The 19,780-nt window shown below is 69.5% G+C and carries 2 protein-coding genes; both read left to right on the top strand.

Features of this window, described 5'->3' with window-relative positions:
- The first annotated feature begins 363 nt into the window (after positions 1 to 363).
- On the top strand, positions 364 to 18,663 hold the full coding sequence (locus PWF70_RS19515) for a non-ribosomal peptide synthetase (protein WP_286352736.1): 18,300 nt from the start codon (positions 364 to 366) through the stop codon (positions 18,661 to 18,663).
- Positions 18,664 to 18,759: 96 nt separating this feature from the next.
- Positions 18,760 to 19,743, top strand: a complete 984-nt coding sequence (locus tag PWF70_RS19510) for a hypothetical protein (RefSeq protein WP_280073083.1) — start codon at positions 18,760 to 18,762, stop codon at positions 19,741 to 19,743.
- The last annotated feature ends 37 nt before the right edge of the window (positions 19,744 to 19,780 follow it).

Below are 19,780 nucleotides of genomic sequence, written 5' to 3'. Positions count from 1 at the left end.
TACCTGGTCGGATGTGAATCTGGATCCGAATCTGCTTCTGTCGCGCGCGATATGCAGAGGTGTCCGGGAAAAACACCCGGTCCGGAGAATGTCATCCGATCGGACCAATCGGCGGATGTCATCATTCCGAGACCTTTCTCTCCTGGGTCGTATGACCGATCTAGCTTCTCGGAAATCGTTGTGGCGGAAAGTTTCGCGAGAGTACGGTCAGTTCTTGTCGGCGGGGCGACAACTATCCAGGGGGGCTGCATTGCCCATTCTCGCTTCAGGCGCGAGACGGGCAATTTGTGGTCTGACGATTCCGCCCGGGCTGTGCCCCCAGGCTCGGCGGGTGCAGTCGATGAGGACGCATGGGGAGGCCGCGTGACCATCTCAGAGAAGAACTTCGAGTCAACCTTCGACGATGACTCGGGTGCTCGGTCACGGGTCGGCACCTTGCCGCTGTCCGCGGCGCAGCGGGGCATCTGGTTCGCGCAGCACGTGGCGGGTGACCTGCCGATCTCGGTGGCGCAGTACGTGGAGATCGAAGGCGAACTCGACACCGACGTGCTGGAGGACGCCGCACGGACGACCGGAACAGAGTTCGGTTCCGGATACCTGCGGCTGATCGAGGTCGACGGCGAGCCGCGACAGTACGTCGACGAGGCGTACGGGGCCCCGGTGTACACCCTTGATCTGCGTGAAGAGCCCGACCCGGTCGGGACCGCGCATCGTCTGATGTCCGAGGACTATTCGCGGCCGCTGGATCTCCTCGTGGACCACCTCATGACTAGCGTCGTCTATCGGGTCGGGACGAACCACTACTTCTGGTATCTGCGTGCACACCACATCGCTCTCGACGGATTCGGTGCGGTCACGATGGTCCGGCGGATCACCGAGCGGTACAACGCCGGCATCCACGGTGAGGAGCCGCCACCCTGCAAGGCAAGCGATCTCGCCGACATCATCGAGCAGGACGCGTCCTATCCCGGGTCGACCCGCTACGAGAACGACCGGAAGTACTGGAGCGAACACCTCGAAGGTGCCCCGCCGGTGGTCAGTCTCGCCGGCCGACTCGGTAAGCCCACGCTGCACCCGACCCTCGTGAGCACGCCGCTGCCGGAGGAGACCGCGCGTCTCCTCGACGACGCGTCGCACGACGGTGGGGTCACCCCGGTGATCGTCGCCGCCTTCGCCGTCTACCTCGCCCGGATGACCGGAAGTCCCGAGGTCCTCCTGAGCCTGCCGGTCTCGGGGCGGCATTCGGCAGTCCTGCGACGCTCCGGCGGCATGGTCGCGAACGTCGTGCCTTTGCGGGTCCCGGTCGCGGGCTGCACGCTCGACGAGGTCGTCACCGCCGTGAAGGGGGAGCTGCTGAGCGCACTCCGGCGGCAGCGCTACCGCCAAGAAGACATCTTCCGCGACATGGGGATCGCGCGCGACGAGGCGTCGTCGTTCGGTCCGGCCGTCAACCTGATGATGATCGACAGCGAGGTCGTGTTCGGCGACGTGGCGGGTCGCCTGCACGTGCTGACGTCCGGCCCGACCTCCGACCTCTTCGTCAACATCTATCCCGGTGCGGGTCACGACAGCACGCACATCGACTTCCAGGGCAATCCGAACGTCTACACGCCCGCCGAGCTCGCCGACCATCACCGTCGGTTCCTGATGTTCCTGCACGAGTTCCTCGAAGGCGCGTCGGACGACCAGGTGGGCCTGCTCGAGCTGCTCGACGAGCACGAGCGTGACGCGCTCCTGCCCGTGCGCGGTTCGGAAGATGTTGCGCCGCAGCTTCTCCCGGACATCCTCGCCGACAGTGTGGCGCGTAACGGCGACCACGTCGCGATCGCGTCGGACGGCCGCCGGCTGACCTACCGGGAACTCGACGCCGTGTCGTCCCGGATGGCGCGCCGCCTGATCGACATGGGCTGCGGGCCGGACACGTCGGTCGCGATTCTTCTCAGACGGTCTGCCGAGTCCGTCGCCGCCGCGTGGGCGGTTGCGAAGTCCGGGGCTGCCATCGTTCAGGTGGACCCGGACTACCCACGCAAGCGTATCGAGCACATCGTCGCCGACAGCGGCGCCGAAGTGGCCATCACAGGCGACGAATTCACCGACCGGCTCCCAGAGTCGATGCCCACGGTGATCGTCGACGGCGAGGGCGGTCTCGGGGAGGGGGCCGCCCTCGCCCCGGACGAAGTGATCGGGGACCGCGACCGCATCCGTCCGCTGCGTGCGGACAACGTCGCGTACATCACCTACACCTCCGGATCGACCGGTGTGCCGAAGGGCGTCCAGGTCACGCACAACGGCCTCGCGAACCTCATCTCCGACCGATCCGAGGTCTACGGCCTGGACTCGGGATCACGGGTGTCCTATGCCCTTTCCCCGAGTTTCGACGCGTCGATGGAACAGCTGCTGACCTGCTTCGCGAACGGGTCCGCGTTGATCGTCGTGCCGCCGGACGTGATCGGCGGGGAGCGCCTCACCCGCCTGCTGGCCGACGAGGGTGTCACCCACCTGACGCTGACGCCGGCGATGCTGGCCACCGTCGAGCCGGAAGCCCTGACCGACCTGCGGGCCGTCATGGTCGGCGGCGACAAGACCGCGCCGCGCATCGTCGAACGCTGGACGCGGTGTGCGCGGATGATCAACGAGTACGGGCCGACCGAGGCGACCATCACCGCGGCGAGCAGTGTCATCGACCCGGCCGAGGACCTGACGGTCGGCCGTCCGGTGCGCGGTGCGTCGATGATGATCCTCGACCCCGCGCTGCAGCCGGTCCCGATGGGTACCGCAGGCGAGCTGTATCTGGCGGGGCCGGGTCTCGCGCGCGGTTACGCGAATCTGTTCGCGCAGACCGCGGGCCGGTTCGTCGCCAACCCCCACGGCGAGCCCGGCGAACGGATGTACCGCACCGGCGATCTCGCCCGCTGGGTCGGCAGTCCGGCCGCGCTGTCGTTGGAACTGTTGGGTCGCACCGACTTCCAGCTGAAGATCCGTGGCTACCGGATCGAGCCCGGCGAGATCGACGCGGCTCTCGTCGGCCACCCCGACGTAGAGGCGTCGATCACCGTGCCGGTTCGCAACAACGCCGGCGCGACGGTGCTCGCGTCGTACGTGTCGCCCGTCCGCGACCATCGGATCGATGTCTCCGAGCTGAGTCGGTTCGCCCGCGAATCGCTTCCGCCGCACATGGTCCCGGCGGTGATCACCACGCTCGACGCGTTGCCGCTCAACGCGTTCGGCAAGGTCGACCGGAAGGCGTTGCCTGCTCCGGTCTTCGCGGCCGCCCGCACCGGACGGCCACCGTCGACGCCCGGGGAATACCGGCTGGCACAGCTGTTCGCCGAGGTCCTCGGTGTCGACGAGGTCGGTGCCGACGACAGCTTCTTCGTCCTCGGCGGCGACAGCATCTCCTCGATCGAACTCGTGGGCCGGGCCAAGGCCGCCGGGCTGGCGTTCTCGACCCAGGACGTGTTCGAGTGCAAGACCGTCGCGGCTCTCGCGGTACGGGCGACCGACGCGTCGGCCGACGACACCCTTCGGGAACTCCCCGGCGCAGGCGTGGGTTCGTTCCCGCTGGCGCCGATCATGCACGCGATGCTCGAGCGGGGACACATCGACCGTTTCGCACAGGCCGCGCTGATCGAGCTCCCCGACGATCTCCGGCGACCCGACCTCGTGCGCGCTCTCGGCGCTCTCGTCGACCGCCACGACATCTTGCGCGCGGTCCTGCGCGACCACGCCGGCGAGGGGTTCGTCGAGGTCCGGGAGCACGGGTCGGTCGACGTCGAGGAGACGCTGACCGAGGTGTGGCTGGAGCGTCGCGACGCCGACGAGATCGACCGGGAACTACAAGCGGCCGCCGATCTGCTGGACCCGCGCGCCGGGTTGCTGACGCGATTCGTCTGGCTGCGCGACCGCGACGGCTCGAAGCCGGACCTGCTGTGGCTGGTCATCCACCACCTCGCTGTCGACGGCGTGTCGTGGCGCATCCTGCTGAGCGACCTCGCGGTCGCCCACGGTCAGATCGCCGCGGGCGGCGACCCGCAGCTCAGCACGCCGACGACCTCCGTGCGCCGCTGGGTCCACGGCCTGGTCGAGAGGTCCTCGGGCCGTACCGCCGCCGAGCTCGATCTCTGGTCGGACACCCTCGCGGCCGGCGACCGCCCAGTCGGCGCACGCGCGCTCGACCCCGACCGGGACATCACCGCCTCGGCGGGACGCGTGCGCATGCGCATTCCCGCCGACGTCACCGAGACGATCGTGACGACCATCCCCGGCCGGTTCCACGGCAGCCCCAACGACCCGCTGCTCGCGGCACTGGGACTCGCGCTGGCGCGCTGGCGGTCGCTGCACGGCGAGGCGCCGGGTGGCGAGCTGATCGCACTCGAGGGGCACGGCCGTGAGGAGTCGGCTGTTCCCGGCGCCGATCTGACGGCGACGGTCGGCTGGTTCACCTCACGGTTCCCGGTCCGGATCGACCTCGACGACATCGACCTCGACGACGCCTTCGCCGGCGGGGCAGCCGCCGGTACGGCGATCAAGCGGGTCAAGGAGTTCCTGCGCGCGGTGCCCGACAACGGCATCGGTTACGGAATGGTCCGGCACCTGGATCCGGTCGGCTGCAACGAACTCCAGAACCGGCCCGAACCACAGATCAGCTTCAACTACCTGGGCCGCGCGGGCACCCGCGACGTCTTCGGGCCGTGGACGCCGTCGCGTGAATTCGACGCGCTGGCCGGCACCGCCGACCCGTGGATGGCCCTCCCGGCGATCCTGGACATCAACGCGATCGCCGAGCCGGGTTCGGACGGCCTCGAACTCGACGCGGTGTGGGAGTTCGCCTCGCTGGTGCTCGACCGCGCCGCGGTCGAAGAACTGTCGCAGTTGTGGGTGCAGGCACTCGAGGCACTCGCCCGCCATGCCCGGGCCGACGACGCCGGCGGGTACACCCCGTCGGACTTCCCGCTCGTCGAGACCACGCAAAACGAGATCGACGGCTGGCTGCGCGATCACCCCTCGATGGTCGACGTCTGGCCGCTGACGGCACTGCAGGCCGGGCTCCTGTTCCACGCCACCTACGACGGTATCGACACCAACGCCGCCGGCGGTGTCAGCGGCGCGGACGGCTACGTCGTGCAGGCCGAACTGACCCTCGGCGGATCGCTGCGGCCGGAGCGGATGCGGCGCGCCGCACAGGCGCTCATCGACCGTCACGACAGCCTGCGCGTCGCCTTCGTCGAGACCGCCGCCGGTCCGCGCCAGCTCCTGCTGCATGACGTGGCCGTCGACTGGACGGACTCCGACCTCACCGGCATCGCCGATCCCGGGGAGCGGCACCGCGAACTGCGTCGGCTGATCACCGAGTCGGCGACCCCCTTCGACCTGACACGGCCACCGCTGATGCGGTTCCACCTCATCCGGGTCGACGACGACGAGTTCATGCTCCTGCTGACCAATCACCACATCGTGCTCGACGGCTGGTCGATGCCGCTGGTCGTCCAGGAGTTGCTGGCGCTCTACATCACCGACTCGACGGACGGCGCCGCGGTCGGGCTGCCCACACCGCGGTCCTTCCGGGACTACCTGCAGTGGCTGGATTCCCAGGATCACGCGGCGACGGTCGAGGCCTGGGAGGAGATGCTGGCCGACATCGAGAGCCCGACGCGACTGACCGGCAATCCGGAGCGGGTCGCCACCGCCGAGGTCGCACAGGTCGACCTCGACCTCGACGCCGCAACCACCGACGCGGTGCTCGGACTCGGTCGCGCCCACGGCGTCACCCCCAACACCGCCATCCAGGTGGCCTGGGCGCTGCTGCTCTCCGCCATGACCGGTCGGTCGGACGTGGTGTTCGGCAACACGGTCTCCGATCGTCCGGCCCACATCGCGGGGATCGAGCGGATGATCGGCCTGTTCATCAACACCCTGCCGGTGCGGGTCCGGCTCGATCCCGACGAGACCGTCACCGAGCTGCTCACGCGGGCGCAGGCCGAACAGGCCGCCATGCTCGATCACCGCAACATCGGCCTCGCCGAGCTCCAGCGGGCCGCGGGGATGGCCGACATCTTCGACACCGCCACGGTTCTGGAGTCCTATCCCATCGACGCCGAAGGTGTGGCGGGTGCGCTCGCGGATGCCGGGCTGCAGTGGAAGGGCGTCGTCGCTCACGATGCGACGCCGTATCCGGTCAGCCTCCAGGTCACGCCGCCGCGGCCGTCGCGGGCCGGAAGCGAGCCGGGGCAGTACGAGCTGATCCTGAAGTACGCCTCCGATCGTCTCGACGCGCAGTCCGCAGGGCTGTTGCTCGAGCGCTTCGTCATGCTGCTGGGTCAGATCGCGGCGGACCCGGGCCGGAAGGTCGCGACGGTCTCTCCGTGCTGGGACACCGAATGGGCGGAGTTGGCCCGCGTCGAGGGGCCGCCGGCCATGACACCGCGGACACTCCGGGGCATCCTGTCCGACACCGCGCGCCGCCACCCCGACATGCCGGCCGTGCGTTCGAGAGAGAACACGCTGACGTACCGGGAGCTCGACCGACGGGCCGATCGTGTCGCCCGTGAACTCATGCGCCGCGGCGCCGGACCCGAGGGTTTCGTCGCGCTGGCGCTCCCGCGGTCGGTCGAGTTGATCGTTGCCATGTGGGCGGTGGCCAAGTCGGGCGCGGCCTTCGTCGCCCTCGATCCCGGCAACCCCGCATACCGCCTGGCCGAGTTGCTGGCCGATTCTCACTGCACGCTCGGCATCACGGTCGAGGAGGTCACGAAGAACCTCCCGGATTCCGTGGACTGGCTCGTCCTCGACGCCGCCGGCCGGTCGGATGACGAAGGGGCGAAGGCGGAGTGGTCGACGACCCCGGTGGAGGCCGACAGCAGTGCGTACCTGATCTTCACCTCCGGGTCGACCGGGCGGCCGAAGGCGGTCCACATCGCCCATCGGGGGCTGCGGGACCGGGTCACCGCACTCGCCGACTATTTCGGTGTACTGCCAGGTTCGGCAGTCCTGCAGGTGGCCTCCCCGGGTTTCGACGCCTGCGTCTCCGAGGTCCTCCTCGCCCATGGCAACGGGGCCTGCCTGGTGGTGGCGCCCCAGGACGTCTACGGGAGCGTCGATCTCGAGGAACTGATTCGGGCCGAGCAGATCTCGCACGCGATCATCACGCCGACCGCCCTCAACACGATGGACCCCGCACGGGTGCCGTCGCTGGCGACGATCGCGGTGGTCGGCGAGGCCACCGGCGCGGACATCGTGAACCGCTGGGCACCCGGCCGCCGGTTGATGAACCATTACGGACCCACCGAGACCACGATCTGGGCCACCGCGGCCGACGACCTGCAGCCCGGGGAACCGGTGACCATCGGGGAACCGGTCCGCGGAGTGTCCGCGGTCGTGCTCGACGCATGGCTGCGTCCGGTCCCGGTCGGCGTGGCCGGCGAACTGTACCTGGGCGGACCGGGTCTGGCCCGCGGGTACTTCGACCGGCCCGGCCTCACCGCCTCCCGGTTCGTCGCGGACCCGCGGTCGGCGACCGGCGGACGCATCTACCGCACCGGTGACCAGGTGCGATGGATTCGCGGACGCGACGGACTCGAACTGGACTACCTGGGACGCAACGACCAGCAGGTCAAGATCCACGGCCTGCGCATCGAGACCGGGGACATCGACGCCCATCTCGCACGGCACGAGGCCGTGGCGCAGGCCGTCACCCTGGTCCAACCGGGGCCGACCGGTCAGCCGGTCATCGTGTCCTACGTCGTCGGCACGCCGGGGGAGCAGCTCGACGTCACCGCGCTACGCGCCGATCTCGCGGAATCGCTGCCGCGCTACATGGTTCCGACCGCCATCCTCGAGCTGCCGGCGATGCCGGTGACCCGCACCGGCAAGGTCGACCGGAAGGCTCTCCCCGCGTGGGACTTCCGCGCCGAGAGCGCCGGCGGCCGAGCGCCGTCGACACCCACCGAGGAGCTCATATCCCGACTGTTCGCCGAGGCCTTGAACCTCGAGGCGGTGACCGCCGACGACAACTTCTTCGCCCTCGGCGGCGACTCCATCGTCTCGATGCGACTGGTGGCCCTGGCCAAGTCGGCCGGACTGAACATCACCGGCCGCCAGGTCTTCGAGGCCAAGACGGTCGCCGCTCTGGCAGCGCTCGTCGATCCGGGCAGCGTCGGACACGACGACGCTGCCCGGCCGGTCGCCGTGGTGGAAACCGGTTCCGACGATCACGAGGCGCTCTCCGCCGATGACTTCGCCGACGTCTGCGACTCCGATGCGGAGAACCTCCGTCATCGGTACCCGGAACTGTCGGAGATCTGGCCGCTGTCGCCGACGCAGTCCGGCATCCACTTCCACTCCACGCTCGACCCGGACACGGCGGACAACTACACCGTGCAGTCGACGATCCGGTTGTCCGGGTACCTCGACGGGTCGCGGCTGCGTCGAGCCGCGCAGGCACTGGTCGACCGGCACGACATCCTGCGTGCGGGTTTCGTCGAGACCTCCCGTGGCCCACGCCAGGTCGTGGTCGGCCACGCCGAGGTCGCCTTCCGCGAGATCGACCTGTCCGACCGGCCCGCCGACCGGGCCGGGGAGGAGGCCGAGCGCATCGCCGTGGAGGACGCGGATGCAGGCTTCGACCTGAGCATCCCGTCGCTCATCCGGTTCACCCTCATCCGTCTCGACGCCGAGGCGTTCGAACTGCACATCACCAATCACCACGTGATCCTCGACGGCTGGTCGATGCCGCTGCTCATCGGCGAACTCCTCGAGTTCTACGGCGAGCCGGAGCGGATCGAGCACGCCGGGTCCGCGCCCTCGTACCGCGACTACCTGCGCTGGCTGGCCCGGCAGGACCACGAGGCGTCCATCGCCGCATGGACTCGGGCCTACGCCGACGTCGAGGGAGCCACCCGCGTCAGCCGGCGCGACCCGGCGATGTCGGGTGATCTGGCCGGCGAGGTCGGCGCGGAGCTGCCCGCCCAGGAGTTCCTGCGGTTGCGTTCCGTGGCAGCAGATTCCGCGGTGACCGTCGGCACCGCGGTGTCGACGGCGTGGGCACTCGTCCTGCGTGTGCTGACCGGCGAGACCGACGTGATCCTCGGCTCGGCCGTCGCCGGACGACCGCCGGAACTGCCGGGCGTCGAGCAGGCCCTCGGCATGTTCCTGAACACCGTCCCGGTCCGGGTCCGGCTCGATCCCGCGGCGTCGTTGCGCGACCTGCTGGTCGGTGCCCAGGACAGCAACGCCGAACTGCTCGACCATCACTACGTGGGACTCCCGGCCATCCACCGGGCGGTGGGGCTCTCGGAGATGTTCGACACCGCGCTCGCCTTCCAGTCCTTCCCGCTTCGCGAGTCGACCCTGCAGGAGCTCGTGTCCTCGGCGGGACTCCGCGTCGACGGGATCACCGGCGTCGATGCCACCCCGTATCCGCTGAGTCTCGTCGTCGCACCGAAGAACGATGTGGGAGAGGGGGAGCCGGGTCTGTCGATCACGTTGCGCTTCCGCCGCAGCGACTTCGACCCCACCCGGGCGCGGGAGATCCTCGACCTCTTCGTCGAGTGCCTGGCCCGGATCGCCGACGACCCGGACACCCGCCTGGGTGTGCTCGCGCACGGCGGTGGCGAACTGGATCTGCCTGCGTCACCGCGGAATCTCCGGCCGGCGACGCTGCCCGACATCCTCGCCGCATCCGTTGCCCGCCAACCGAATGCCATCGCGGTGACGTGCGGTGCGTCGGTGTCGTACCGCTGGCTCGACGAGCGGTCGAACCGAATGGCCAGACTCCTCCTGCGCCGAGGAGTCGGATCACAAGATGTGGTCGCCTGTGTGTTGCCGAGATCGCTCGACGCGGTCGTCGCCATCTGGGCGGTGGCCAAGACGGGCGCGGCATTCCTGCCGGTGGACCCGACCCTGCCTGCTGAACGGATCGGATACCTGCTCTCCGATGCCGATGTCAGGCTGGGTCTCACGCACGCCGGGACCGCTACCCTGGACGGTCCCGGCGTGCCCCCCGGCATCGAGTGGCTCGAACTCGACGACGAACGGCACCCGTGCCTGCTCGACGCCGAGTCGGACGCACCGATCACCGACGCCGAGCGCGGTGGGCCGATCCGGATCGGTCAGACCGCCTACGTCATCTACACCTCCGGCTCGACCGGCATGCCGAAGGGCGTGATCGTCAGCCATCGCGGTCTGGCGCGGCTCGTCGAGGCGCAGCACCGCGTCCTCTTCGCCGACGACACCGCGAGCGTTCTCCAGGTGGCCTCGCCGAGCTTCGACGCCTCGGTGTTCGAGCTGCTGATGGCGCACGGTGCCGGTGGCCGCCTGGTGGTCTCACCACCCGACGTGTACGGCGGCCCCGAACTGGCCGAACTGATCCGACGCGAACACGTGACGCACGCGGTGGTGACGCCGTCGGCCCTGTCGACCGTGCCCGAGGCGGACCTCGACACGGTGCGCGTGCTCGCTCCCGCCGGTGAGGCCGTCGGCCCGGAGCTGGTCGCGCGGTGGGCGCCGGGACGCAAGATGATCAACATCTACGGCCCCACCGAGGTCACCATCTGGGCCACGGCGAGCGAACCACTCGATCCGCACGGGCCGGTGACCATCGGCCGCACGATCGGACCGGTCGCCGGAGTCGTGCTCGACACGTGGATGCGCCCGGTGCCCCAGGGCGTCGTCGGTGAGCTCTACCTCTTCGGACCCGGACTGGCCGACGGTTACGTCGGGAAGCCCACGACGACCGCGGCCCGGTTCGTCGCCTGCCCGTTCGGCGACACCGGCGAGCGGATGTACCGTACCGGTGACCTGGTCCGGCGGGCCGCCGACGATCAGCTGGAGTACTTGGGACGCAACGATTTCCAGGTCAAGATCCGCGGTACTCGCATCGAGGTGGGGGAGATCGACGCGGCTCTCGGCGGCCGGTCCGATGTCGCCTACGCGGTCACCATCGTCCGCAGCGACAACGGGATGCCGCAGATGTTGGTGTCCTACGTGGTGGCCGCGCCGGGGGAGGAACTGTCGGGCGATGGATTGCGGGACTTCCTGTCGCAGAGCCTGCCCGCGTACATGGTCCCGGCCGCGGTCGTCGTACTCGACGAGGTCCCGCGGACCCCGACCGGCAAGCTGGACCGGGGCCGGTTGCCCGAACCGGTGTTCGCGGCAACGGAATTCCGGGCGCCGTCGTCTCCCGCGGAGTCCGCGGTGGCCACCGCCTTCGAAGCGGTCCTGGAGATCGACCGGGTCGGTGCCGACGACGACTTCTTCGCCCTCGGCGGCGATTCGCTGAGTGCTTCGGTGGTGGCGGCGCGGGTGGGTTCGGCGCTGGGAGTCCGTGTCCCGGTGCGTGCCGTGTTCGAGGCGCCCACCGTGTCGGCACTGGCCTGCCTCGCCGGATCACTGCAGGAAGGGCACCGCGCACCGCTGATCCGCGGCCCGCGACCGGAGCGGATTCCGTTGTCGCTCGCACAGCAGCGCATGTGGTTCCTCAATCGCATGGAGCCGGAGTCGCCCGCCTACAACATCCCGGTTCTGCTGAAGCTGTCCGGACGCCTCGACATCGCGGCACTCGAGGATGCGCTCGCCGACGTGATCGGCCGGCACGAGGTGTTGCGGACGATCTACCCCGACGACGCCGGTGAACCGCATCAGGTGGTGCTGGACCACGTCGCGGCCGCCGTCGAGGTGCGGTACGTGCCCGAGAGCGCGGTCGAAGAAGTGGTGATCGAGTTCGTCCGTCGCGGTTTCGACGTGACCACCAGGGTGCCGATCCGGGTGGGCGTCCTGCGTATCGACGAGCCCGGCAAGCCGGCCGGCGGTCGGTTGGACCAGGCCGGAGAGTTCCTGCTGGTCCTCGTCGTCCACCACATCGCGGGTGACGGGCAGTCCATGGCGCCGCTGGCCCGGGATGTCATGGTCGCCTACGCGGCCCGGCTCGAAGGACAGGAGCCCGCCTGGGAACCGCTCGAGGTCCAGTACGCCGACTACGCACTGTGGCAGCGGCGGGTCCTCGGTGAACCCGACGATCCGCAGTCCCTCATGCATGCTCAGCTGGACTACTGGCGGTCGACGCTGGCGGAGATCCCGGATGTGCTGGATCTGCCGACCGACCGTCCACGGCCCGCGGTCGCGAGCCTGTCCGGCGGCCACGTCCCGGTGGAGATCGACGCGCAGCTGCACGATCGCCTCATGGAACTCGCACACTCGCGGAACGCATCGTTGTTCATGGTGCTGCACGCCGCACTCGCAACGCTTCTCGGCCGCCTGAGCGGTGGCGACGACATCGTCATCGGCACCCCGGTCGCCGGCCGCGGGGAGCCCGGACTCGAACCGCTGGTCGGGATGTTCGTGAACACCCTCGCCCTGCGCACGCCGCTCGACCGTGAGCAGTCCTTCGGCGATCTGCTGGGTCAGGTCAGGGACACCGACCTGCACGCTTACGAGCACGGCGACGTCCCGTTCGAGCGGATCGTCGAAGAGCTGAATCCCCAGCGCTCGACGGCACATCATCCGCTGTTCCAGGTGGCGTTGGCCTTCCAGAACCTCTCGAAGACCGACGTCGTGCTGCCCGAGGTGACCGTGTCCCGGGCGCAGGCCGACACCGGTGTCTGCCAGTTCGACCTGCAGCTCGTGGTCGCCGACTCGTACGGCGAGAACGGTGCCGCCGGAGGCATCTCGGGCGCGATGATGTTCGCCAACGACCTGTTCGATCCGGCAACAGTCCAGGGCTTCGTGCAACGACTGTGCCGGATGTTGGAGGCGATCGTCGACGATCCGGAGACCCCGGTCGGCGAGATCGATTGGCTCGACGCCGCCGAACGTACCGACCTGCTGTCCCGCGTCGGTCGTCCGCGTCTCGCCGTGGAAGGACCGACGCCCGTGCTCCTGTCGGAGGTCTTCGCCGCTGCGGTCCGGCGCAACCCGCGCGGACCTGCGGTGATCGCCGGCGGCGTCGAGCTGACCTACACCGAACTCGACCGTCGTTCGAATCGTCTGGCGCGGCATCTCATCCGACTGGGCGCCGCACCGGAGCGGCCGGTGGCCGTCGCGGTCGAGAGGTCCCTGGACTCCGTGATCGCCTGGTGGGCCGTGGTCAAGTCCGGGGCCGCCTACGTCCCGGTCGACCCGCACTACCCGACCGCCCGTATCGATCAGATGGTCACCGATTCCGGTGCGACGCTGGGCATCACGACGCTCGGCGCCCGCGCCGGACTCCCCGGGACGATCGACTGGGTCGTCGTCGACGATCCTGCCGACGCCGCACGCATCGACGCACTCGACGACGCCGAGGTCGAGCAGGCCGAACGCCTGCGGCCGGTACGTGCAGAGAACACGGCGTGGGTCGTCTTCACCTCCGGATCGACCGGCGTGCCCAAGGGTGTCGCGGTCAGCCACGCCGGGGTCGCCGACTACCTGTCCTCACTGTTCGTCGATCCCGAGAGCGGTCCCGGCTCCCGGGTCCTGCACTTCGCGTCGCCGTCCTTCGACGCCTCCCTGCTCGAGATCCTGCTGTCGATCAGTTCGTCCTCGGCGCTCGTGGTGGCGCCCACCGATGTGCGCGGCGGCAACGAGCTCGGCGACTTCCTCCGCGATCAGCGGGTCACCCACGCGTTCGTGACCCCCGCCGCGCTGGCGTCGGTCGATCCGGAGGGCCTCGACGACCTGCGCGAGGTTCTGTCCGGCGGCGATGAGGTGCCGACCGATCTGATCACCCGCTGGGTGGGTGACGATCCGGCCCGGGCCCGCCGGTTCCGGGTGCTGTACGGCCCCACCGAGGCCACGATCGTCGCGACCGCGACCGAACCGCTGGGCGCGGGGGAGCGCTCGACCATCGGTACGCCGTTGGCCGGGATGCAGGTACTGGTCCTGGACCCGCGGATGCAGCCCGTGCCGGCGGGTGTGGCCGGCGAGCTCTACCTGGCCGGTCCGGCACTGGCCCGGGGCTACCTGAACCGCCCCGGTGTCTCCGCGTCGCGGTACGTGGCCCATCCCTTCGGCCGGTCCGGCGAGCGGATGTACCGAACCGGTGACGTCGTCCGCTGGAATGCGGCCGGTTCGCTGGAATTCTTGGGACGCAACGACTTCCAGGTGAAAATCCACGGCTTCCGGGTGGAGCTCGGTGAGATCGACTCGGCACTGGGTGAGCATCCCGGGGTGTCGTTCGCGGTCACCGTGCCGCGGCGCGACAGCGGGGTCGGCATGCGCCTGGTCTCCTACGTCGTGCCCGCTCCCGGCGAGGTCGTCTCGGGCGAGAAGCTGCGGGCCCTGCTCCTGGACTCGCTGCCGCCGTACATGGTCCCGGCCGCGGTCATGGTCCTCGACGAGATCCCGCTGACGCCGAGCGGCAAGCTCGACCGCAAGGCCCTTCCCGCGCCGCTCATCACGACCCGTCGCTTCCGCGCCCCGTCGTCCCCGGTGGAGGAGATCGTGGCCGGTGTCTTCGCCGACGTCCTCGGGATCGAGGGCGGCGTCGGTGCCGACGACGACTTCTTCGACCTCGGCGGCAACAGCCTCGCCGCCACCCGCGTCGTGTCGAGGATCGGCGCAGCACTGGGCACCAATGTCCCGGTGTCGATGATCTTCGAGGCGTCGACGGTGTCGAAGCTGGCGGCTCGGGCGGAGTCCCACACGGCCATCGGACGGATCCCGCTGGGATCGCTGGACCGGCCGGAGCGCATTCCGCTCTCGTACGCGCAGCAGCGGATGTGGTTCCTCAGTCGCATCGAACCCGACTCACCTGCGTACAGCATCCCGATCGTCGTCCGGTTGTCCGGGCACCTCGACGTCGATGCCCTGCAAGCGGCGATCGGCGACGTCGTCGACCGCCACGAGATCCTGCGCACGGTCTACCCGTACATGGATGCCGAACCGACACAGGTGATTCTGCCGCCGGCAGCCGACCGCGTCCCGGTGGTTGTCAGCTCGGTGCCCGAATCGGAGATGCCGCGGGCGATGTCGCAGCTGCTGGCGCAACCTTTCGACGTCACGTCGGAGGTCCCGGTGCGGATCAGGCTGTTCTCGCTCGGCGACGACGAATGGGTGCTCGCGGTGGTCATCCACCACATCGGCGCCGACGGTTCGTCGTTGACGCCGCTGGCCCGGGACCTGATGAACGCGTACGCGGCCCGCACCAGCGGTGGCGAACCCGGCTGGGAATCGCTGCCGGTGCAATACGCCGACTACGCGATCTGGCAGCGGGTGGTGCTCGGTGCCACCGACGACCCCGACTCGCTGCTTCGTGCGCAGATCGACTACTGGACAAAGCAACTGGCCGACGCGCCCGCCCTGCTCGAACTGCCCGCCGACCGCCCGCGGCCGCCGGCGCAGTCCTACACCGGCGGTAACGTCCCGCTGACCGTGGACGCCGACCTGCACGCCGCGCTGCAACAGGTCGCACGCGCCCACAACACGACGCTGTTCATGGTGTTCCATGCTGCGCTGGCCGCACTGCTGGCCCGGCTCGCGGCCACCGACGACGTGGCGATCGGCACCCCCTACGCCGGACGCGGCGAACGCGAACTCGACGATCTGATCGGCATGTTCGTCAACACATTGGTCCTCCGCACGCGGCTGCGCCCGGACATGACGTTGCGCGAGCTGATCGACGACGTGCGGGACACCGATCTGGCGGCGTTCGGGCACGCGGACGTCCCGTTCGAACGACTCGTGCAGGAGCTCAACCCGGTCCGGTCCGACGCCTACAACCCGCTGTTCCAGGTGATGCTGGCGTTCCAGAACATCTCGTCGGCAGACATCGAACTGCCGGAGCTGTCGGTGTCCGCCGTCGAACCCGACACCGGGATGTCGCTGTTCGACCTGCAGGTCACGGTGTCCGACACCTACGACACGAGCGGCGCGCCGGCCGGGCTCCGCGGCGGGATCACCTTCGCGACCGACCTGTTCGACGCGTCGACGGTCGCCGGCTTCGGCGAACGCCTGGTGCGGATGCTCAGTGCGCTGGCTGAGGACCCCGCATGCCTGGTCCACGAGGTCGACCTGCTCGACGACGACGAACGTCATGCGGTCCTGGTGCGGTGCAACGAGACCGCTCACGCCGTCGACCCCACCGCCACGCTGGCGTCGCTCTTCGCGGACTCGGCGGCCCGGTTCGCCGACAGCCCCGCGATCACGGCAGGCGACGTCACCCTCACCTACGGTGAGTTCGCCGGCCGCGTCAACCGGCTGGCGAGGTGGTTCGTCTCCCGCGGGGTCGGACCCGATTCGTTGGTGGCGCTGCGGATGCGGCGTTCGCTGGACCAGGTCATCGCGATGTACGCGGTGCACGCCGCCGGCGGTGCCTACGTGCCGGTCGACCCGGACCACCCGGCCGAGCGGATCGACTACATGCTCGAGTGCGCCGATCCGGTCGTCGTCCTCACCTCGCTCGACGGTGTCGATCTCGACGCATTCGACGATGCGCCGCTCACCGACGCGGACCGGCTCGGCCCGCTGACCCCGGCGAATCTCGCCTACGTCCTGTTCACCTCCGGGTCCACCGGTAGGCCGAAGGGCGTAGCGGTGTCGCACCGTTCGGTGGTGAACCAGGTGCTCTGGATCAGCGATGAATACGACCTGAACGTCGCGGACGTCGTCCTCCAGAAGACCCCGGCCACCTTCGACGTCTCCGTATGGGAGCTCTTCGCCACCCTCGTGGTGGGAGCGCGACTGGTCATCGCCCGGTCGGACGGGCACACCGACCCCGACTACCTCGCCGACACGATCGCCCGGGAGCGCGTGACCATCACCTCGTTCGTGCCGTCGATGCTCGCGGTGTTCGCCGATTCGGCGAGAACCGTTGCGCTGGAATCATTGCGGGCGCTGCTCGTGGCGGGCGAGGCCTTCGGCCCGGACGTGGTCGCCGCGGTGCGGCGGATGCTGCCGGGAGTCGAGCTGCACAACCTCTACGGTCCGACGGAGTTCACGGTGCACGCCACGGCGTACGCTGCCCATCCCGACGACACGGGTGCCGTGCCGATGGGCAAGCCGGTGTGGAACGCCCGGGCCTACGTCCTCGATTCGAGACTGCAGCCCGTGCCGGTGGGTGTGACCGGCGATCTGTACCTGTCCGGGACCCAGGTGGCCCGCGGCTACCACGGCCGGCCCGGCCTGACCGCGGAACGGTTCGTGGCCGACCCGTTCGCACCGGGGGAGCGGATGTACCGCACCGGCGACCTCGTGCGGCGACGCCCGTCCGGTGACCTGGAGTACCTGGGCCGCAGCGACTTCCAAGTCAAACTGCGCGGTCTGCGCATCGAACTCGGGGAGATTGAGGCGGTGTTCGCCGAACACCCGAAGGTCGCCCGCGCGGTCGCCACGGTCACCTCGACCGAGACCGTCGAGTTCCTCGCGGTGTACCTCGTGCCGGCCACCGGCGATGCCGAATCGCTCGACACCGACGAGGTGACGGCCTTCGCATCGACGGAGCTGCCGGGCTACATGATGCCGACCGCCGTGCTGGTGCTGGAGACGGTGCCGCTGACCGCGTCGGGCAAGCTCGACCGCAAGCGACTACCCCATCCGACGCTGAACACCGCGCAGTTCCGCGAACCGTCGACGTGGCTGGAAGGTGAGATCGTCCGCACCTTCGAACACGTCCTGGGCGTGCAGCGGGTGGGTGTCGACGACGACTTCTACGAACTCGGCGGCAACTCGCTGAGGTCGGTGCAGGTGGTCAACGACCTGAAGAGCGAACTGCACATGGACATCCCGGTCCGGTGGATGCTCTCCGCCTCGAGCCCGGCCGATCTGGCCCGGCGGATCGAGGACTGGATGGGCAACGGCGAGGGCGCCGACGCGTCGATGGAATTCGATGCGCTGCCGCCGCTCGGTTTCGACGTCCTGCTGCCCATCCGTCCGGGCGGGGAGAAGCCGCCGCTGTTCTGCGTCCATCCTGCCTCCGGTCTCTCGTGGGCCTACCACACCCTCGGCCGGCACCTCGCGTCCGGGCGGCCGGTGTACGGCCTGCAGGCACCTCAGATCGGTGGCGAGAAGGACGGTCCCACAACGGTGTCCGGTCTCGCGCGGCGCTACCTCGACGAGATGCGGGCCGTGCAGCCGCACGGGCCGTACCACCTGCTGGGGTGGTCGCTGGGCGGCACGATCGCTCACGCGGTGGCCGCCGAGTTGCGGGCCGCCGGAGAAGAGGTCGCGCTGCTCGCGATGCTCGACACCGAGGCCGACGCCGTCGACACCGACGCGATCCAGACGATCACGGCCGGTGAACTGATCAGCAACCTCGGTCCGGTCCTCGGCATCGACTTCGTCAGCGCCGACGCGACCGCGGAAGAGGCGGCCGAGCAGATCGCCGAGCGTCTCGGGACCGGACTCGGCATCGACGCCGATTCCATCGAGAACCTCACCGAGACATACAATTTGCTGCTCCGGGCGCTGGGTGACTGGCAGCCACCCGTGGTCGACGTCGACCTGCAGTACTTCACCGCGGTGCGCGACCGGCGAGCGGATGCGGTGGGACACGACGGGTGGGCGCCCTACGTCCGCGGCGACATCTCGAACGTCGACGTCGAGGTGCACCACCTCGGAATGACCGAGAACGAGGCGATCATCCGGATCGCCGGGATTCTCGACGAATACATGACTCGCACAAACGGTCACGAAGCCGGCCGTTCCGGGTCTAGCGTTTTCAACAATGGGAGATTCACCATCGAAGAAATGAGGTAGTCCATGAGCAGGTCAAGGACTTCGACCGAGCTACGCCGAACGCGCTTCCAGGGCTTGCGTGTTCGACGCCCAGCGGTCGCGATGTTGGGGTGTGCGATGGCCGCGTCGTTCGCGGTTACCGTGCCCGCCCACGCCGCCACCCCGGCGGCGGGCCCGCCGACACCGGGGATCGCGACGGTGGGGATCCCCACGATGGCGCTTCCGGCGGGGGCATTGCCGGACCTCCGCCCGGTGTCCCAGGTGGTGGTGTCCACTTCCGTTGGGCCCAAACAGGAATCGGTGGTGACATCGACCTGGCCGCGGGTCAGCGCGGGGGACAACACGATCCACCCGACGCCCCTGGGGCCCGCCCGTCGGGTCGCCGACCAGACCGCCGCGGCCGGCGACGTCGTGCGGATCGGAAACCTCGAACTCCGCCGCCCGCGCGCCGTGTCTCCGCAACTCGCCTCGGACATCAGCGCTGGGTCCGGTGAACTCGTCGCTGGGATCTCCGATGTTCTTCGGAGTAACGGGGTTTCGACCGCCCGCGCCGACAAGGTCGCCGAACAGATGGTCGGGGACGCCGCGGTCGGCGGCGTGATCGGCGCCGGGGTGGCGGCTCCGCTCGCCCTCGCCGTCGGCGGTGTCGTCGGTGGTGGGCTCGGGCTTCTCCTCACGCTTCCGCTCTGGCCCACCGGTCTGGTGTTCGGGCCGCTCATCGGAACAGCCGTGGTCGCGACTCTCGTAGCGCTCCCGGCCGTCGCGGCCGGTGTCGCCATCGGCGCGGCGCACGGCTACGACAAGGGATGGAAGGTGCCGCTCAACCGCAAGCCGGCCAAGCGGCCCCAGCCGACGACGGCCTCGCTCGATCGGGCCCCGGCGCTGGTGGCGCCATCGGTACCGGCGACCTCCATCAAGCGGCTGACCCCGATGCCCGCCGTCAAGCAGGTGGCCCCGGCGCCCGTGGTGAAGCGCGTGACGCCGACACCGGCGGTGAAGCAGATCGCGCCGTCGGCGCCCGCCCGTCGTGATGCGTTGCCGTGCACGTGGGCACGGATTGCCGAGGTCGCACTACAGGGAGGTGCCATCGGCAGCTGCTGAGCGCACGCGAGAGATCGGCCCTGACGCAGTCGCGGAC

The sequence above is a fragment of the Gordonia sp. Swx-4 genome, from assembly GCF_030316175.1.
Classification (GTDB): domain Bacteria; phylum Actinomycetota; class Actinomycetes; order Mycobacteriales; family Mycobacteriaceae; genus Gordonia; species Gordonia alkanivorans.
This window is presented reverse-complemented; position numbering and strand designations above follow the sequence as displayed.